The sequence below is a fragment of the Streptomyces phaeochromogenes genome, from assembly GCF_001418655.1.
Taxonomy (GTDB): Bacteria; Actinomycetota; Actinomycetes; order Streptomycetales; family Streptomycetaceae; genus Streptomyces; species Streptomyces phaeochromogenes.
This window is the reverse complement of the sequence record NZ_LIQZ01000018.1, coordinates 32,656-51,064: the sequence shown is the minus strand read 5'-3', so window position 1 is coordinate 51,064 and position 18,409 is coordinate 32,656. Positions and strand designations below refer to the sequence as shown.

General features: G+C 70.5%; 14 protein-coding genes. 10 read left to right on the top strand and 4 right to left on the bottom strand.

Features of this window, described 5'->3' with window-relative positions; genetic code table 11:
• Positions 1-103: 103 nt before the first annotated feature.
• The 3 genes from AOK17_RS03170 (at position 104) to AOK17_RS03160 (ending at position 7,098) form a co-directional block, all read left to right on the top strand.
• Positions 104-4,105, top strand: coding sequence for a HAMP domain-containing protein (locus AOK17_RS03170; protein ID WP_055610713.1), 4,002 nt, complete (start codon positions 104-106; stop codon positions 4,103-4,105).
• Entirely contained in the window at positions 4,102-6,606 is a 2,505-nt protein-coding gene (locus AOK17_RS03165; RefSeq protein ID WP_055610742.1) for a SpoIIE family protein phosphatase, read from the top strand. Before AOK17_RS03170 ends, AOK17_RS03165 begins: the two co-directional genes overlap by 4 nt.
• A 108-nt stretch (positions 6,607-6,714) precedes the next feature.
• Entirely contained in the window at positions 6,715-7,098 is a 384-nt protein-coding gene (locus tag AOK17_RS03160) for an STAS domain-containing protein (protein ID WP_055610712.1), read from the top strand.
• Positions 7,099-7,197: 99 nt separating this feature from the next.
• Here AOK17_RS03160 and AOK17_RS03155 read toward each other — a convergent pair whose 3' ends face one another.
• Positions 7,198-7,629 (bottom strand): MarR family winged helix-turn-helix transcriptional regulator, encoded by a 432-nt coding sequence (locus AOK17_RS03155; RefSeq protein WP_055610711.1) that lies wholly within the window; start codon positions 7,627-7,629, stop codon positions 7,198-7,200.
• A gap of 196 nt (positions 7,630-7,825) precedes the next feature.
• On the opposite strand from AOK17_RS03155, the gene AOK17_RS03150 reads away from it, so the two are divergent.
• The 6 genes from AOK17_RS03150 (at position 7,826) to AOK17_RS03125 (ending at position 13,758) form a co-directional block, all read left to right on the top strand.
• The gene (locus tag AOK17_RS03150) at positions 7,826-8,998 is read left to right on the top strand and encodes a PP2C family protein-serine/threonine phosphatase (RefSeq protein WP_055610710.1); all 1,173 of its coding nucleotides are present in this window, start codon (positions 7,826-7,828) and stop codon (positions 8,996-8,998) included.
• A gap of 141 nt (positions 8,999-9,139) precedes the next feature.
• A complete protein-coding gene (locus AOK17_RS03145; protein WP_055610709.1) occupies positions 9,140-10,039 on the top strand; it encodes an STAS domain-containing protein in 900 nt (299 codons plus the stop codon).
• Positions 10,036-10,455, top strand: coding sequence for an STAS domain-containing protein (locus AOK17_RS03140; protein ID WP_055610708.1), 420 nt, complete (start codon positions 10,036-10,038; stop codon positions 10,453-10,455). The genes AOK17_RS03145 and AOK17_RS03140 overlap by 4 nt, the downstream gene beginning before the upstream one ends.
• A complete protein-coding gene (locus AOK17_RS03135) occupies positions 10,455-10,895 on the top strand; it encodes an anti-sigma regulatory factor (protein ID WP_055610707.1) in 441 nt (146 codons plus the stop codon). Before AOK17_RS03140 ends, AOK17_RS03135 begins: the two co-directional genes overlap by 1 nt.
• Entirely contained in the window at positions 10,895-11,998 is a 1,104-nt protein-coding gene (locus AOK17_RS03130) for an ATP-binding SpoIIE family protein phosphatase (RefSeq protein ID WP_055610706.1), read from the top strand. Before AOK17_RS03135 ends, AOK17_RS03130 begins: the two co-directional genes overlap by 1 nt.
• Entirely contained in the window at positions 11,995-13,758 is a 1,764-nt protein-coding gene (locus AOK17_RS03125) for a PP2C family protein-serine/threonine phosphatase (protein ID WP_055610705.1), read from the top strand. The genes AOK17_RS03130 and AOK17_RS03125 overlap by 4 nt, the downstream gene beginning before the upstream one ends.
• A gap of 6 nt (positions 13,759-13,764) precedes the next feature.
• Here AOK17_RS03125 and AOK17_RS03120 read toward each other — a convergent pair whose 3' ends face one another.
• Positions 13,765-14,292 (bottom strand): MarR family winged helix-turn-helix transcriptional regulator, encoded by a 528-nt coding sequence (locus tag AOK17_RS03120; RefSeq protein WP_055610704.1) that lies wholly within the window; start codon positions 14,290-14,292, stop codon positions 13,765-13,767.
• Positions 14,293-14,488: 196 nt separating this feature from the next.
• A complete protein-coding gene (locus AOK17_RS03115) occupies positions 14,489-15,457 on the bottom strand; it encodes an alpha/beta hydrolase (RefSeq protein ID WP_055610703.1) in 969 nt (322 codons plus the stop codon).
• A 198-nt stretch (positions 15,458-15,655) separates the two neighbouring features.
• Here AOK17_RS03115 and AOK17_RS03110 point away from each other — a divergent pair, with 198 nt between their 5' ends.
• Complete coding sequence (locus tag AOK17_RS03110; protein ID WP_206190665.1) at positions 15,656-16,111, top strand: MarR family winged helix-turn-helix transcriptional regulator; 456 nt, start codon at positions 15,656-15,658, stop codon at positions 16,109-16,111.
• A gap of 97 nt (positions 16,112-16,208) precedes the next feature.
• Here AOK17_RS03110 and AOK17_RS03105 read toward each other — a convergent pair whose 3' ends face one another.
• Positions 16,209-18,314 (bottom strand): RICIN domain-containing protein, encoded by a 2,106-nt coding sequence (locus AOK17_RS03105; RefSeq protein ID WP_107102279.1) that lies wholly within the window; start codon positions 18,312-18,314, stop codon positions 16,209-16,211.
• Positions 18,315-18,409: the final 95 nt, after the last annotated feature.

Sequence of the window (18,409 nt, the reverse complement as noted above, 5' to 3'; positions counted from 1 at the left end):
CGATTCACGGGTCCGCGCCGACGAGGAGGGGTCCGGCAGTGGGCCTGAAGTTCCGAGTCCCCCCTTTCACGGGACTCTTGTCTTGAACGGAACGAGGGTGCGCATGACCAGCCAGACGACCGACGCTGTCGGCCGCACACCGGGCGAACCGGAGCTGCGCCGGCTCCTGGCCGGACTGACCGCGGTACGGGACGGAGACTTCGGCACACGTCTGCCGGACGACGGCGGGGGCCTCCTCGGCGACATCGCCACCGTCTTCAACGGCATGGTCGACCAGTTGTCCGTGTTCACCTCGGAAGTCACCCGCGTCGCGCGCGAGGTGGGTACCGAGGGGACGCTCGGCGGACAGGCGGAGGTGCCGGGCGTCTCCGGCACCTGGGCCGATCTCACCGACTCGGTCAACGCGATGGCGGGCAATCTCACCACCCAGGTCCGCGACATCGCGCAGGTGGCGACGGCGGTCGCCAAGGGTGACCTCTCCCAGAAGATCGACGTGCCGGCCCGCGGCGAGATCCTGGAGCTCAAGAACACCATCAACACGATGGTCGACCAGCTCTCCGCGTTCGCCGACGAGGTGACCCGCGTGGCCCGCGAGGTCGGCACCGAGGGACGACTCGGCGGACAGGCGGACGTCAAGGGCGTCAAGGGCACCTGGCGCGACCTGACCGACTCCGTGAACTTCATGGCGAGCAACCTGACCGCCCAGGTCCGCAACGTGGCCCAGGTGGCCACCGCGGTGGCCAGGGGCGATCTGTCGCAGAAGATCACCGTCGACGCCCGGGGCGAGATCCTCGCGCTCAAGGAGACCATCAACACGATGGTCGACCAGCTCTCCGCGTTCGCCGACGAGGTGACCCGCGTGGCCCGCGAGGTCGGCACCGCCGGAAACCTCGGCGGGCAGGCCACCGTCCGCGGTGTCTCGGGCACCTGGAAGGACCTCACCGACAACGTCAACGTGATGGCGTCCAACCTGACGGGCCAGGTCCGCTCGATCGCGCAGGTCGCCACCGCCGTGGCGCGCGGCGACCTGTCGCAGAAGATCACGGTCGAGGCCAAGGGCGAGGTCGCGGCCCTGGCGGACGTCATCAACACGATGGTCGACACGCTGTCCGCCTTCGCGGACGAGGTCACCCGGGTGGCCCGCGAGGTCGGCACCGAGGGCCGCCTGGGCGGGCAGGCCCAGGTGCCGAACGTGGCGGGCACGTGGAAGGACCTCACCGAGAACGTCAACTCGATGGCGAACAACCTCACCGGCCAGGTGCGCAACATCGCGCTGGTGACGACGGCGGTCGCCAAGGGCGACCTGTCCAAGAAGATCGACGTGGACGCCCGGGGCGAGATCCTGGAACTCAAGACGACGATCAACACGATGGTCGACCAACTCTCCGCGTTCGCCGCCGAAGTCACCCGCGTGGCCCGCGAGGTCGGCAGCGAGGGACGGCTCGGCGGCCAGGCCGAGGTCGAGGGTGTCTCCGGCACCTGGAAGCGGCTGACGGAGAACGTCAACGAGCTCGCGGGCAACCTGACCCGTCAGGTACGCGCGATCGCCGAGGTCACCAGCGCCGTCGCCGAGGGCGACCTGACGCGCTCGATCACGGTCGAGGCGTCCGGCGAGGTCGCTGAGCTCAAGGACAACATCAACTCCATGGTGGAGTCCCTGCGGGAGACCACCCGGGCCAACCAGGAGCAGGACTGGCTCAAGACCAACCTCGCGCGGATCTCCGGCCTGATGCAGGGCCACCGGGACCTGTCCGTGGTGGCCGAGCTGATCATGGACGAGCTCGCGCCCCTGGCGTCGGCCCAGTACGGCGCGTTCTACCTCGCGGAGGAGGCCGGGCGCGGTCACGAGCTGCGGCTCGTCGGCTCCTACGGCTGGCCCGACGATGACGGGCGTCCCGTCCGCATCCCCTTCGGCCGCTCGCTGGTCGGTCAGGCCGCGCGCAGCCGCCGCACCATCTCCGTGGACGAGCTGCCGCCGGGATACGTGACCATCTCCTCGGGGCTCGGCCGGACCGTGCCGACCGCCCTGGTGGTGCTGCCCATCACGGTCGAGGACCAGGTGCTCGGAGTCATCGAGCTGGCCTCGGTCACCCGCTTCACGCAGATCCACCAGGACTTCCTGGGCCAGGTGATGGAGACCATCGGCGTCAACGTCAACACCATCGTGGCCAACGCGCGGACCGACGAGCTGCTGGACGAGTCCCAGCGTCTGACCACCGAACTGCAGGCCCGCTCGGAGGAGTTGCAGGTCCAGCAGGACGAACTGCAGCGCTCCAACGAGGAACTGGAGGAGAAGGCCTCACTGCTGGTCGCGCAGAACCGTGACATCGAGGCGAAGAACCTGCAGATCGAACAGGCGCGACAGGAACTGGAGACCCGCGCCCAGCAGTTGTCGCTGGCCTCCAAGTACAAGTCGGAGTTCCTGGCGAACATGAGCCACGAGCTGCGGACCCCGCTGAACAGCCTGCTCATCCTCGCCCAGCTGCTGGCGCAGAACCCCTCGCGCAACCTCACCCCGAAGCAGGTCGAGTACGCGGGCATCATCCACTCCGCGGGATCCGACCTGCTTCAGTTGATCAACGACATCCTCGACCTGTCGAAGGTCGAGGCCGGGAAGATGGAGCTCGCTCCCGAGCGGGTCCCGCTGCGGCAGCTCCTTGAGTACGTCGAGGCGACCTTCCGGCCGATGACGACTCAGAAGAGCCTGAACTTCACCGTGCGCACCGCGCCCGGGGCGCCCGGCGACCTCCTCACCGACGACTCCCGGCTGCGTCAGGTGCTGCGCAACCTGCTGTCGAACGCGGTCAAGTTCACCGAGCAGGGCGGTGTCGAGCTCCGTATCGAACCGGCGGCCGACGACGAAGTGCCCGACGGCGTGCTCCGGGGCGGCACCATCGTAGCGTTCCGCGTGCGGGACACGGGGGTCGGGATCCCGGAACAGCATCTGGAGACGATCTTCGGAGCCTTCCAGCAGGCGGACGGGACGACGAGCCGCAAGTACGGCGGCACCGGCCTCGGTCTGTCCATCACACGGGAGATCGCGCAGCTGCTCGGCGGTGCCGTCACCGTCGCCAGCACCCTCGGCCAGGGCAGTACGTTCACGCTGTTCCTGCCCGTGGCACGCGCCGACTTCGAGGACCTCCTGAACGGCGACCGGTCGTCCGAGAAGGCCCTCACCGCGGCTCCGTCCGAGGAGTCGGCGACGCACGTTCCGCCCTCGGGACCGGGAGCCCTGCCCCGGAGCCGCAGGCGTCGGCTGCTGGTCGTCGAGGAACGGCAGCGCGGCCTGTTGACCCTGGTCGCCGAGAGCACGGTCGCGGACGTCGCCCATGGTCCGGACACCGGTGATCCACGCGGCACGGTCGACGTCATCACCGCCGTCGGGGCACAGGAGGCGGCGAGCGCGCTGGCCGCGGGACCCTGCCACTGCGTCGTTCTGGAACTGGGCATGCCGGACGGCGAGGCGACCCGGTTCCTGGACGCCATGCACGGCGACTCCGCGCTCGCGAACGTTCCGGTCCTCGTCCACAGCGGTCACCGCGCGGATCTGGCGCAGGAACAGGCGCTGCAGGCGCGTGCGGGCACACGTGCCCTGGAGTTCCTGTCGAGCCTCGACGAACTGCGCGAGCGCATCGCCCTGCACCTCTCCGCGGAGGAACTGGGAGATGTTCCCTCCCTGGCCCGCGCCGAGGGACCGCAGCCCGAGACACCGCACCCCGTCGAGGACGCCTTCCTCGGCCGCACGGTCCTGGTGGTCGACGACGACGCACGCAACCTCTTCGCGCTCAGCGGGATCCTGGAGCTCCAGGGATTCCACGTCCTGCACGCCGACAACGGCCGCAAGGGCATCGAGACGCTGCTCCACCACCCGGACATCTCGCTCGTCCTGATGGACGTGATGATGCCGGAGATGGACGGCTACACGGCCACGGCGGAGATCCGGAAGATGCCCCAGTACGCGGGGCTTCCCATCATCGCCGTCACCGCGAAGGCGATGCCCGGCGACCGGGAGAAGAGTCTCGCCTCCGGGGCCAGCGACTACGTCACCAAGCCGGTCGACACCAACGACCTCATCGCCTGCGTCCGCCAGTGGCTGCCCGCGTGAGCCGCACCGAGCAGTGTCCTGATCCGGCCGAGGGACGGTCGCCGGACGAGTCCGCGGAGGAACCGGCCGACGAGACGGCGGACGAGTCAGGGGATGAGCCGGGGAACGAGTCTGCGGACGAGTCGCCCGATGATTCGGCCGCCCTTCTCACGACCTACCCGGTGGGCAGGCTCGCCGCCACGGTGGAACGTCTGCGCCGCGAGGTGCGTGCGGCCCAGGCCGAGGCCGACGGACGTGCCCTGATCGAACTCGCCAAGGGCATCCTGGTGGAGCGGCTGGGGTGCGGGCCCGCACAGGCCGCCCGCCAGCTCGCCGAACTCACCGAGCAGGCCGGGGTGAGCACACTCGAACTCGCCGTCGAGGTCATCAACCAGGCTGCCCGCGACCGGCTTTCGGAGGTGGCCGACGCCTTCCTGACCGCGGCGAAGTCCACCGACGCTCCCACGGGCGATACGTCGTCGAGGGGTCATTCCCCCGCCGTACGGATGCGGGAGGCCGAGAGCGGCGCGCTGGCCGCCCCCGACACCCAGGCAGTCGCAGACTCCCTGCTGCAGCACGCGCTGACCCCGCTCGGCGCGGTGGCCGTGGCCATCTGGACCGTGCGTTCCGACGGTTCCCTGACGCTGGCCGGCAGTGCCGGGTTCTCGCCTGCGGAGGCCGGGCGCTGGCACCACGTGCCCCCGGGGGTGGTGACGGTGGCGCGCACCAGCCTCTCCGAGCGCGCCGGGCAGTGGATCGGATCACTGGCCGAGACCGGTCTTCCCTCCATCGGCCAGCACCAGTACCCCGACGGCGGAAGGGCCGCCATTCCCGCCGGCACCGGAGGCCGCATCCACGGGGCGCTGGAGATCGTCTGGCCCTCCCGCCTGGAACCGCAACCGCCCCAGGTGGTCCGCCAGGTGGAGGCCCTGGCGGAACTGTGCGCCCGCACGCTGGAGACGTACGCCTTCGTGCACGGGGACGAAGCCCTGCGCGAGCCGCGTGTCGTCCCCGACGCCACCGAGCTGGTGGACCTGGCCGACGGGCTGCACGACCCCGCCCTGGTCCTCGTCCCCTATCTCGACGGCGGGCAGCTCGTCGACTTCCACATCCATCACGTCAACAGCCGTTTCCTCGATCCGGCCGGCCGGCCGCGCGGGCTCGTCAACGGCGCGATGCTGCTGGAGGCGTACCCGATGGCCGCCGGGGAGAGCGACCTCTTCCAGCGGATCGAGCGCGTCTACGCCACGGGCGAGCCGTTCCGCGCGCAGCGCATGAACCTGACGGCTCTCGTCGACCAGGTGCCGCTGTCGGCCGTGGCGGAGATCAGCATCAGCCGGCACGCCAACAGTGTGCTGCTCATCTGGCGCATCGAGGACGAGACGGCACGGCTCGCGAGCATCCTGCAGCACGCACAGCGCCTGGGCCGCATCGGTGGCTTCGAGGAGAATCTGCTCACAGGTGAGATCACCTGGAACACCCAGCTCTTCACCCTGTACGGCAGGCCTCCGACGAGCGCGCCCGTACCGCTGGAGGAGCTGCCCGTCCACGCGCATCCGGACGACGCCGTCACCATCGGCCGCTTCCTGCGCACCCTGCTCCATCACCGGCGACCCGCGTCCGCCTCGTTCCGGCTCCGGCGTCCCGACGAGGTGACGCGCCACATCCGGGTGGTGGCCGAGCCGGTGCTCGACGCCGACGGCCGGCTGTTCGTCGTACGCGGTGCATACCAGGACATCTCGGCCCAGCACTGGACGGAGGTCGCGCTCGCCGCCACCCGTGTCCAGCTCGCCCACACCGAGCAGCAGGCGACCGAACGCAGCCGCCTCACGCTGCAGCTTCAGCACGCGATCATGCCCCCGACCCAGGATCCGCTGCGGGCCCCCGGAATCGACGTGGCGGTCCGCTACCGGCCGGCCGAGACGGAGCATCTGGTGGGCGGCGACTGGTACGACGCGGTCGTCCTGCCGTCCGGTCTCGTGCTCCTGTGCGTGGGTGACGTGGCGGGTCACGGCATGGAGGCGGCGACCAGCATGGTCGTCCTGCGGAACGCGCTGCGGGGACTGGCCGTGACGGGCGCGGGCCCGGGCCAGCTGCTGACCTGGCTCAACAGCGTGGCGCACCATCTGACGGGCACCGTCACCGCCACCGCGGTCTGCGGCCTCTACGACCCTCAGAACCGTACGTTGCGGTGGGCCAGGGCCGGTCATCTGCCCCCCGTGCTGGTACGCGACACGGGGGCGACGTCCCTGCCCCTCGTCAAGGGGTTGCTGCTGGGCGCGGCGCCCCAGGCGACGTACGAGGAGGACGAGGTCCAACTGGCGGTCGACGACACGCTGTTGATGTACACGGACGGCCTGATCGAGCGCCGGGACCGCTCGATGGAGGAGTCCATGACCCAGTTGCTGACGATGGTCCGTGCGGCCCCGTCCACGCTCGACCAGCAACTGGACCGGCTGCTCACGTACAGCAGGTCGGACACCGACGACGACACCTGCATCATCGGCATCCGCGTGTCGTAGCCGCGGCGCCGACGAGAGTCTGATCACGTCGCGCGGGCCGCCACCGGGGGCATCGAATGCGCACAGGGGGGTAACCGGGCCAAGCCGTCAATTCTTCGGGAGGTACCTGTGTCCATTGCCCAGAACCCGCTGTCCGTCGAGGTAGCACTGCCTCGCGAGGGCATCGCCCTGCTCACGGTCGAGGGCCATCTGGACATCGACACCGCGACAGGGCTGCAGCATCACCTGGCGAACCAGTTCCAGCACGGCCGCCGGCACTTCCTGCTCGATCTCTCGGCGGTGCCCTTCATGGACTCGTCCGGCATGAACATCATCATCAGGGCGTACCAGCAGACCCGGGAGTCCTCCGGGAGCGTGCACATCATCGGGCCGCCACCGGCCGTGCGGCGGATCCTGGACCTCACAGGCGTCAGCATCACCGTGCCCGTGTCCGACACCGTCGACGAAGCGCTCGCTCTCGTGGACAGACCGCGGGGCGAGCCCGAGATCTGAACGACGGGAGCGCGAACAGTACGGCGGCGTGGGGAGGGGGTCAGGGATGGGACGTTGGATGACAACGAACAGTCACACGGAGCGAGTTCCGCGAGGCGGTCAGGCCGTCCTGGCGTCGGCAACGTCGTCCTCGTGGATCTCCTGCGCCGCGGCGGCACAGAAGGCGACCAGGCCCTCCAGCAGCGCGGTCCGTTGCGCGGCCGGCATGTGCTCCAGTACGGACTGCAGAGCCCGCTCGCGGCGGGAACGCAGATCCACCAGGAAGGCACTTCCTCGGCGGCTGAGGTACAGCCGCAGTTCGCGACGGCTCGTGGCACCGGGTCTGCGTTCGACGAACCCCACGGCCTGGAGGCGGTCGCAGAGCCGGCTGGTCGAGGGAGGCGTGGAACCCAGGGCGTCGGCGAGCGTGCGCAGGTTGATGCCCTCGTGGTGTTCCAGGATGAACAGCACACGCAGCTGGGACGCCGACACCGGAGCCGTCGAGGCACGCCCCCACAGGACTTCCAGCAGTTCCGCCGCCTCTGAGGTCACACGCGCCACTTCCTGGGGTCGCGGGCGCGCGTAGGAGGAAGTCACGGTGACACTCTCCCAGGCTTCCCGGACGCTGTCAGCCCGCCGCCACGGGCGACCGGCCCCCAATGACCGACTCACACAACAGACCGTCGGCGTCGTGTACCCGACGAAACGGACCCGACGACGACGCGGAGAGAATGGCATATCCACCATCGTGAACAGATTCGTGGCAGCCGAGCGCGCACTGCGCTCCGCGGCACCGCACCAGTTGCTGGACGCGGTCCGCGAGGTGCTGTGCAACCAGTACGCGGCGCAGGATGCCGAACTATTCCTGGCCGACTACGGACTGACCCTGCTGCAGCCCGTGTCCGCGGTCCAGCATGCCCCCGACCCGCTGCCGGTGCACGACAGCCCGGCCGGCCGGGCCTTCGGGTCGCAGGAGCCGTACACGGAGGACCACGGCGGCGGCAGCGTGCGTCTTCATCTGCCGGTCACCGTGCGCGGCGACCGGCTCGGAGTGCTGACCGTCACCCTGCCCTCGGCCGAGGCGGCCGGGGAGTGCCGGACCGAACTGGCCGAGGTGGCCGAGGTCCTGGGCCACGAGGTGGTCGTCGCGGATCGCGACACCGACCTGTATCTGCTGGCGCGGCGCAGGGACCGGCTCACGCTTGCGGCGGAGATGCAGTGGCAGCTGCTGCCCGCGCGCTCCTGCGCCCGGCCCGAGTTCACACTCGGCGCCCAACTGGAGCCCGCCTACGCCGTGTTCGGCGACAACTTCGACTGGTGCGTCACCGCCGACCGGCTGACGCTGTACGTCACCAACGGCATGGGCGAGGGCATCGACGCCTCGCTGCTGACCAGCCTCGGCATCAACGCGCTGCGCAACGCCCGGCGGGCGGGCATCCCCATCGCGGACCAGGCGGCTCTCGCCGACCAGGCGGTGTACGCCCACTACCGCGGCGCCGCGCATCTGTCGGTGCTGCTGCTGGACCTCGAACTGTCCACCGGACGCCTGCGGGTCGTCGACGCCGGCTCGCCGCGGATGCTGCGGCTGCGCGACCGGTCCGTCACGACCGTGGGCATGGAGGCTCAGCTCCCGCTGGGCATGTTCGAGGAAACCGACTATGTGGCGCAGGAGTTCACCGTCGAGCCCGGCGACCGGCTCGTCCTCGTCAGCGACGGGGTCCACGCGGTCGTGGCACCGGGCGGCGAGCGGTACGGCGACCGGGCACTGGCCCGGGCCGTCACCTCCACGAGCCTGGTGCCGGCCCCCGAAGTACCCGGGGCGGTCCTGCGGGAGCTGACGGGGCATCGCGGCGGACCCGAGCCGGACGACGACGCGTTGGTGGTCTGTCTCGACTGGCACGGGAAGCAGCCGGCGCCCTAGGCGGGCACCCGCACCGCAGGTGTCCCGCCGGACGGCGCCACGGCTACAGTTGTCATCCGGCAAGCTTTACATCGCTTTCTCGTTGCCTTCGGCAAGTTCGGAGCGATACGACGCACGTAACGCACGTAAGGAGTGGAACAGGTGCCGGAGCACGAAACGGCAGGACAGCATGGATCGCCCGCGCGGGAGGTCGGGGACTTCCTGCGGCGCCGCCGCGAGCAGGTCGCCCAGCGGTGGGCCGACACCCCCTTGTTCCGTACGGTCTTCACCGTGTCCAGGGACGAAGCGGTGGAAGCGGGCAAGGCCGTGATCGAGGCACTGGCCGCGGTGGCCTCGGCCGGACGCGTCGAGGACACCGAGGCGGACGGATTCACCGTGGTGCGCGAGCAGTTGACGCGCACGGCGGCGGCCCGGTCACGCGCCGGCGCCGGCTCGGCACAGGTGTCGAACGAGGTGGACGCCCTGCGACCGCCCGTCGTGGACCTCCTGGTGGCCGACCTGTCGCAGTCGTCCGCCGAGCACGTACGGGAGTGCGCCACCGCGGCGACCGTACTGATGGGCACGCTGCGGCTGGTCGTCATGGAGTCGGCGCTGAACGAGGGCCGGGCCCTCATCGACCGGCAGCGGATGGAACTGCTGGAGACGGCCACGCCGGTCATCAAGCTCTGGGACGGCATCGTCGCCGTACCGCTGATCGGCACGCTCGACAGCGCCCGCAGCCAGGTGGTGATGGAGACGCTCCTGGAGTCCGTCGTCGACCAGCACGCGCGCTTCGCGATCCTGGACATCACGGGTGTGCCGACCGTCGACTCCCTCGTGGCGCAGCACCTGATGAAGACGGTCGCGGCGGCGCGGCTGATGGGAGCGGAGTGCATCGTCTCCGGCATCCGGCCGGCCATCGCGCAGACCATCGTCCACCTCGGTCTGGACCTGGGCACGGTGGTCACCCGCGCCAGCCTCGCCGACGCTCTGGCGTACGCGCTCGACCAGCAGGGCTCCGGCATCGTGGACCCGGTGTCCCGCGGGGCGGTCGCGCGGTGACCCACGCGCACACGAGACCTCCGTGGGGGTCCGTCCCGGTGCTGCGGCTCGGCGACGTCCTCCTCGTGACCCTCCAGGGCGATCTGCACGACAGTACGGCGGAGCAGCTCCAGCAGGACATCAGCGAGACCATCGCGAGCAGTTCGACCACCGGTGTGGTCATCGACCTCTCGGGGGTCGAGATGGTCGACTCGTTCCTGGGGCGGGTGCTGGCCGAGATCGCGGCCAAGGCGGGGCTCCTCGCCGCGCAGACCGTGGTGGCCGGCATGCGGCCCGCGGTCGCGATCACGTTGGTGGAACTGGGTCTGACGCTGCCGGGTCTGCGCACCGCGCTCACCACGGAGGACGCCCTCGGACTCCTGGCGGGGGAGGCCTCGCCGTACCGTTCCCGCGGCACACGGCGGGAGAGTCCGTGATGCAGACAGTCGGCTGTGTCGACGCCCGCCTGCCGATCCACTCGGACATGGATCTGGTGTGGGTACGGCAGCATGTGCGCCAGACGGCCGCTCAGTTGGGCTTCGGTCTGGTGGAACAGACCAAGCTGGTCACCGCGGCGAGCGAACTGGCCCGCAACACTCTGGTGCACGGCGGTGGCGGCGAGGTGGAGGCCACGGTCCTGAGAAACGGTCACGCACCGGGGCTGCGGCTCGCGTTCATCGACGAGGGACCGGGCATCGCGGACCTGGAGCGGGCTCTGAGCGACGGCTACACCTCGGGGGACGGCCTCGGTATGGGTCTGGGCGGCGCCCGCCGGCTGGTCCACGAGTTCGCGGTCGACAGCAGCCCCGGAAACGGCACCACGGTCACCGTGACCTCGTGGACCGTCCGTCCGCCGCGGCACCGGGAGGAGCACTGATGCCCCGCGTCTGGGACGTCCCGGTCCACGACTCGACACGCGTACGCGACGCCAGGGTCGCGGCGGAGGGCGCTGCCGCCCTGGCCGGACTCGACAGGAACCGCACCGCCGCAGCCGCGCTGGTGGCCACCGAACTCGCCACCAATCTGCTCAAGCACGCCAAGGGAGGCCAGTTGCTCATAGAGACCGTGCCCCCTCCCGTGCTGCCGGCCGGGCAGGAGGCGACCTCCGTGGTGCAGATCGCCGCGATCGACCACGGTCCCGGCATGGCCGATGTCCCGGCCGCCCTGCGTGACGGTTTCTCCACGGCGTCCACCCTCGGCGCCGGGCTCGGTGCCTGCCGGCGTATCACCGACGACTTCGACCTGCACAGCGTGCCCGGCCGGGGCACGGTCGCGCTGGCGCGAATCGGTACCACCAGGGCCGGTGGCGCCAGGACCGGTGGCACCCGCGGTCTCGGCCACGCGGCCACTCCCCCACCGGTTGCCGCCGCGGCTCGGGCGGGAGGGGTCAACATCCCCTTCGCCGGCGCGGAGTTCTCCGGTGACGCCTGGGCGTGGGTCAGGTCGGGCCACCGTACGACCCTGATGCTGGCCGACGGACTGGGCCACGGCCCCGACGCCGCCCGGGCCTCGTCCGCCGCGGTGGAGGCGCTGCGCCGCTCGGGCCATCTGCCGCCGGCCGAGGTGCTCCGCTACCTGGACGCGGAGCTCCGCCCCACCAGGGGCGCCGCGGTCGCCGTCGCCCAGCTCGACACCGAGACCGGGCGGCTGACCTTCTCCGGGATCGGCAACATCGGCGCCCGGCTGCGCACGGGTGAGGGCTGGCGGCCCCTGCTGTCGCGTCCCGGCATAGTCGGAGCCCACCGGCCCACGACCATCCCCGAACACCATGCGACGTGGGGAGCGGACTGTCTGCTCGTCCTGCACAGCGACGGGCTGCCCAGCCGCTGGACCCCGCCCACGGACGCCTGCCTCGCGTCCTTCGACCCGGCTGTGATCGCCTCCGTGACGGTGCGCGACGCGAGCAGCTCCGCCCGGCCGGTACGGGACGACACCGCCGTCGCCGTACTGAGCCCCGTTCCGCCGGACGGCACACCATGATGCGTACCTGGCACATCAGCACGGTCACCGAGGCCGCACGGGCCCGTATCGACACGGCACGTCTGACGGCCGCGTACGGGGTGCCCGGTCTGGAGCGGACCCGGCTGACCACCGCGCTCAGCGCGCATCTGCGGCAGTGCCTCACGAAGGGCGGCACGTGGCGGCTCTGCCTGGAAACGACGTCCGCGGTGCCTCCCGGGGACGGTCTTCTGCGGGCCGTCGTGACCTCGTTCGACGACGCCGGCGCCGACGGGCAGCCGCCGTGGCACATGACGGTCACCTGCCCTGAGGGCGCCGACCTCTCCGACGTCGGCCCCGTGGCGGACGATCCCGCGATCCTGGCCGAGGCGCTGCTGGGCGCCGACGAGGACACGGCCCTGGTCCTGGAGAAGCTCGGCGAGCAGGAGGGTCTGGTGGACTTCCACCGGGAGGAGCTCCACCAGACGAACCAGGGCGTGCTGGCGCTGCACGCCGAACTGGACGCGGCGGGACGGGCCCAGCGCGAACTCTTCGCCGCCGAGCGGAAGGCGCGTACGGAGGCGGAGAGCGCCCGCCGCAGGCTGACGTTCCTGGCCGACGCCAGCGCCGTACTCACCGCTTCGCTCAACCACGACGAGATCGTGCGGCGACTCCCCAGCCTCCTCGTGCCCGAGTACGCCCGCAGTGTCGACGTGTGGCTGTTCGACGGCGAGGACGACGAGCCGCGGCAGACTCCGCGTCCGGCCGCCGCCGTGGTCGCGGCCCGCAGCGGGCGCCCTCAGTACGCCGCCGACCATCCGGGCGGCCTGCCCGGCGTCGACGACCAGCCGCCCTCGGCGCTGCATCCCACGCAGCCCCTGCTGTGCGTTCCGCTGCCGACGCGGCGGGCGCCGCTGGGGGTGCTGATCCTTACGCCGCCCGGCGAACGCTGGGACGCCGACGACGCGGTCATGCTGATCGAGCTCACGCGCCGCGCCAGCATCGCCATCGACAACGCCCGGCGCTTCGAGCACAACCGGGACATCGCCGAGACACTGCAGCGGGCCCTGCTCACTGACCTCCCCACCACTCCTGAACTGCGTCTGGCGGCCCGCTATCTGCCGGCCACCCACGGTCTGAACATCGGCGGGGACTGGTACGACGCGTTCCGTCAGCCCGACGGCAGCCTGATCACCGTCATCGGCGACGTGACGGGGCACGGGCTGCACGCCGCCGTCATGATGAGCCAGTTGCGCACGGCGCTGCGCGCGTACGCCGTCGACGGAGCCACGCCGGGCCAGCTCCTCACCCGGCTGCACATCCTCCTGCACCACCTGCAGCCCGATCTGTACGCGACGGCCGTCATCGCGCGCTTCCACCCCGACGATCCGACGCTCACCTGGGCCGCCGCGGGCCACCCGCCGCCGGTGCTGCGTACCCCCGACGGACAGGTGCACACACTCGACGCCAAGCCCGGTGCCATGCTCGGCATCCCGCTGCGGCAGGAGATCGGCGACCACACCGTGCGCCTCGCCCCCGGTTCGACGCTGGCCCTCTACACGGACGGGCTGGTCGAGCGCCGCGCCCACGGCATAGACCCCGGTATCGAGCGTCTGGCCGCGTCGCTCGGGGCCTTCCGTTCCGAGGAGCTCGACACGGACCTGGACGGCTCGGCCGACCGTCTCCTGCAGCCGTTGCTGAGCGACTCCGAGCGGGACGACGACGTGTGTCTGCTGCTGTGCCACCTCCCGAGCCGGGGGGCGGAGACGGCAGCGCCCTCCCTCACCGGACTGCCCGTCTGACGGGCTTCAGCCGCCGGCCACCGTTCCTCCCCCGCCGTCCTGCCCGTCACCTCGCGGTTGCGGACGTGTGCGGGCACGGGCCTGCTGGAAGGCGCCGAGTCCCCGTTGCAGAGAGGCCCGTTCGCCGGGTGTCATCGCCTCGAACACGGTCGCGAGAAACAGGGATCGCCGCTCGGTGACGTCCGCCAGGAACCGCCGTCCGTCGGCGGTGACCACAAGGCGCACCTCACGGCGGTTGTGGGGCTGGACGGTCCGCTGCAGCAGCCCGGCGGAGACGAGCCGGCCGCACAGCCGGCTGGCGGTGGGCAGCCCTATCTCCAAGTGCTCGGCCAGAGCGGTGAGATTGAGCTCGGGCCGGCGGCGGACCGTCTGCAGGGCGAACAGCTGACGTGCGGACAACTGCGGGACGATGTCTTCGGCCGCCGCGAACCAGAGCGTCACCAGACTCTCCACCGTGTCGACGACCTGGCGGGCAAGCGTCTCCGGCTCGTTGACGGGGTTCTGGTCGCGGCCCGTGGGCCGGTCGGTCTCCACAAGCGCTCTCTCAGTGAGCTCCGGACAGGGCAGCTGTCATGTAGGTCGGCCCTACCCGAAGAACCGGGCGGTACACGGCCCGAATCCCGCTCGTTGTACGCGTGTCCGTGCCGCTCGGGGCCGAACGCCGTCCGGCCTCCCGACCCTCCGCGCGGTGCGTGGGGTCGGGAGGCCGGGTCGGTGGCCGGACGGCCGGTCAGCCGGTGGCGAGGGCGCCCTTCAGTACGGTCACCGCCTGGCTGATGGCGGCGCGGGCCGCGTGGGTGTCGGCGAGGGCGTTGAGCATCACGAAGTCGTGGATGATGCCCTGGTAGCGGACCGCCGTGACCGGGACGCCCGCCTCGCGCAGCTTGTTGGCGTAGGCCTCGCCCTCGTCGCGCAGGACGTCGGCCTCGCCGGTGATGACCAGGGCCGGCGGCAGACCGGTGAGCTGCTCGGTGGTGGCCCGCAGCGGGGACGCGGTGATCTCGGCGCGCTGCTTCTCGTCGGTCGTGTACTGGTCCCAGAACCACTGCATGGCGTCGCGGCGCAGGAAGTAGCCCTCGGCGAACTGGTGGTAGGAACCGGTGTCGAAGGCGGCGTCGGTGACCGGGTAGAAGAGGACCTGCTGGACGAGGGGCACATCGCCGCGCTCCTTGGCCATCAGGGTCAGGGCCGCGCTCATGTTGCCGCCGACGGAGTCGCCCGCCACCGCGATCCGGGAGGCGTCCAGGTTGTGGCCGACGCCGTCGGTGACGACCCACCTGGCGACGGTGTAGTTCTGCTCGATGGCGACCGGGTAGCGGGCTTCGGGCGAGAGGTCGTACTCGGGGAAGACCACGGCCGCGTTCGCGCCGACGGCGAGCTCGCGGACCAGGCGGTCGTGGGTGTGGGCGTTGCCGAAGACCCAGCCGGCGCCGTGGATGTAGATGATCACCGGGAGGACGCCGGAGGCACCCGCCGGGCGGACGATGCGTGCCCGGACCTGTCCGGTCGGACCGCCGGGGACCGTGACCCACTCCTCGTCGACGTCCGGCTTGGCGATGTCGCCCGACTGCACCTCGTCAACCGTCTTACGGCCCTCTGCCGGGCCGAGGTCGAACAGGTAGGGCGGGTTCGCGGTCGCCTCGGAGAAGGCCGCGGCGGCGGGCTCCAGGACGGGACGGTTGCCGGTGGTGTCGGTCATGGCGATCTCCTCGGATCCGGTGCCGTGGGCAGGCTCCGTCGACGGTCTTTCGCCGGAGCGGCGGCACACCTCGAAAGTAGCGCGCTATTTAGTCGTGCGCAACTCATTAGGGCACGATAGAATCGAGGAGACTCGAACGGTAGAGTGGAGATCGCCGTGCGACGCACCGGAGCAGGCACAGGAACAGGGAGCGACACCGTGAGCACACCAGGGGCCGAACCGAGCCAGGAGGGTTCCCTGCTCCTGGACGACCAGCTCTGCTTCGCCCTCTATGCGGCCTCACGCGCGGTCACCGCCCGCTATCGGCCCCTGCTGGACGAACTCGGACTGACCTATCCGCAGTACCTGGTGATGCTCGTACTGTGGGAGCAGGACCAGATCTCCGTACGGGACCTGGGCAACGCCCTCCAGTTGGAGTCGAGCACCCTCTCCCCGCTCCTCAAGCGCCTTGAGGCGAACGGCCTGCTGCGGCGCGAGCGCCGGGCGGAGGACGAGCGTTCCGTCGCCCTGCGCCTCACCGACGCGGGAGCCCGGCTCAGGGAACGCGCGGACACCGTCCCTCTCGCCATCGGCGACGCCATGGGCCTGTCCCCCGAACAGGACGCCACGGCAAAGCAGTTGCTCCGCCTACTCACGACAAACGTCACCCGCTGAGGACGCCCCGCGCCCCTCAGGGGGCGCGGGGAACTGCGCGTCCAGCCACCACAGGGCCGCAGGCTCGTCACCGCGCCCCGGCGAAGGACTCACCCGGTTACTGCCGAGTCCACTTCTGATTCGCTCCCCCACCACATGTCCAGAGGACGACCTTCGTACCGTTGGCGGTCGCTGCGTTGTAGGCATCCAGACAGAGCCCGGCATTGACATTCGTCACGGTCCCGTCGGCGTTCACGTTCCACTTCTGGTTGTTGCCGCCGTTGCAGTCCCAGATGACGACCTTCGTGCCGTTGGTGGTCCCCGCCTGGTAGGCATCGAGACACTTGTTGCCGTAGACGACGAGTTCCTTGCGCGCGGTGTACGTCCAGGACTGGTTGACGCCGCCCGCGCAGTCCCACAGCTGCGCCTGGGTCCCGTTGGTGATGGTGTTGTTGTCGACGTCGAGGCAGCGACTGGACTGCTGTCCCGTGAACTGCGTGCCGTTGGTGCCGGGCAGCGGCCGTACCTCGATCGCGTCCAGATCGGGCGTCCAGGCGGAGGAGTTGGAGAACGTCAGGGTGTTCGCCGAGCCCTTGGTCAGGGACACCTCGACCGAGACGGTGCCGGGCGTGGTCCAGGAGCCGGTCGGCGGGAAGGAGACCTTGGTCGCCGTCTGCCCGTTGACCTGGAGGACCGCCGTACGGGCCGCGCTGTCGCCGTTGACGTAGGCGATGTCGACGACCTTGGTGCCCGTGTCGGCCGCCGAAACGGCGTTGAACCGGAGGGTGTTGACCGCGCCGTTGCCGACACCGCCCACCTTGGTACCGCCGGAGCAGTTGGCGCAGGTGGCGTCGGCCGCAGAGCCGCCCTTGGTGTTGCCGGAGGCCTCGGCCTCGTACGTGGTGCTCGCGGCCTCGGTGGCGCCGGTGACCGTGAGCATCACCGAGTCCTTGGCGGGGACGTTGACCGTGTAACTCGTACCGAAACTGCCCACGTTCGCCCGCGTCCAGAGGTTGCGGACCGTCGCGGACGCGTTGGTCAGGCCCAGGTCGGACCAGCGGACGGTCATGTTCTGCGCGCTGGAGGTGCGGTTGAGCAGGACGACGGCCCGCTTGCCGGTGCCGGACAGGACCTTGCCGTACGTCTGCAGGCCCGAGGCGTCCTCGGCGACCTTGACGCCCTGGAGGCCGCGCGGGTCCTGGTCGACCGCGATGACCTCGGGGTTCTTCAGGATGTTCGCCGATTCGGTGCTCATGGTCGCCAGGTTGTTTCCGGCGAGGAGCGGTGCCCCGGAGACGGCCCAGAGGTTCATGTGGCTGCGGTTCTGGGCGGCGGTGAAGCCGTCCATGCCGACCATCAGCATGTCCGGGTCGTTGTAGTAGCCGGTGTGCTGGGCGGTGGGGTGCACGTTGGTGTCGAAGTTGGTCAGCATGCTGTCCCACGAGGGCGAGTTGCCGTGGAAGATGATGTCGGTGTTGGTCCGCCACAGGGCGGCCATGCCGGCGCCCCAGTTCCACGGGTTCTGCTTGCCCCAGTTGCAGATCGACAGGGTCAGCGGCCGTCCGGTGGCGGCCGTCGCCTTCGCGGCGGCGTCACTGATGGCCTGGTAGGTGGTCCTGGCGTCGAGGCCCTCGACGTCGCCACCGCACCAGTCGACCTTGACGTAGTCGAAGCCCCACTGCGAGAACTGGAGCATGTCCTGCTCGTAGTGGCCCTCGCTGCCGCTGCCCGGGGCCGCTGGACGGCCGGTCGGGAAGTAGTAGCCGCAGCCGTCCCTGCCGGCGTCGGTGTAGATGCCGGCCTTGAGGCCCTTGCTGTGGATGTAGTCGGCGATGGCGCTCATCCCGCCGGGCCACTCGGACTCGTCGATCGTGATGTTGCCCGCGCTGTCACGGGTGCCCTGCCACCAGCCCTCGTCGAGGTTGATGTACTTGTAACCGGCCGCCGGCAGGTCCGCCGCGACGAACGCGTCGACCTGCGTCTTGATGACGTTGTAGTCGATCTTTGCGGCGAAGGTGTTCCAGGAGGCCCAGCCCATCGGGGCCGTCGGCACCGGAATCTGATTCGACGTCACCGCGACCGGCTGCGTCCGGTCGAGATCGGCAGCCCCCTGCTGCTCCTGGAGACCGACCAGGGCGCCGGCGGCCAGGGCGAGAACGGCGGCACGGACAACGACGGCTCTGCACAGGCGTCTTGCACGGGGGACGAACTGCTGAAAGGGCATGGGGGTTCCTTCCGGGGGCGCGGCAACCCAGCACACAGAGAGTGGTCGACATACCGAACAGTGAACGATTCGTCGAACCGATGGGACGCTGAAGC

Coding starts and splice junctions, on each gene's coding strand:
- AOK17_RS03130 (WP_055610706.1), top strand. CDS start 10,895: ATGCCCCGCGTCTGGGACGTCCCGGTCCACGACTCGACACGCGTACGC.
- AOK17_RS03135 (WP_055610707.1), top strand. CDS start 10,455: ATGCAGACAGTCGGCTGTGTCGACGCCCGCCTGCCGATCCACTCGGAC.
- AOK17_RS03170 (WP_055610713.1), top strand. CDS start 104: ATGACCAGCCAGACGACCGACGCTGTCGGCCGCACACCGGGCGAACCG.
- AOK17_RS03125 (WP_055610705.1), top strand. CDS start 11,995: ATGATGCGTACCTGGCACATCAGCACGGTCACCGAGGCCGCACGGGCC.
- AOK17_RS03115 (WP_055610703.1), bottom strand. CDS start 15,457: ATGACCGACACCACCGGCAACCGTCCCGTCCTGGAGCCCGCCGCCGCG.
- AOK17_RS03105 (WP_107102279.1), bottom strand. CDS start 18,314: ATGCCCTTTCAGCAGTTCGTCCCCCGTGCAAGACGCCTGTGCAGAGCC.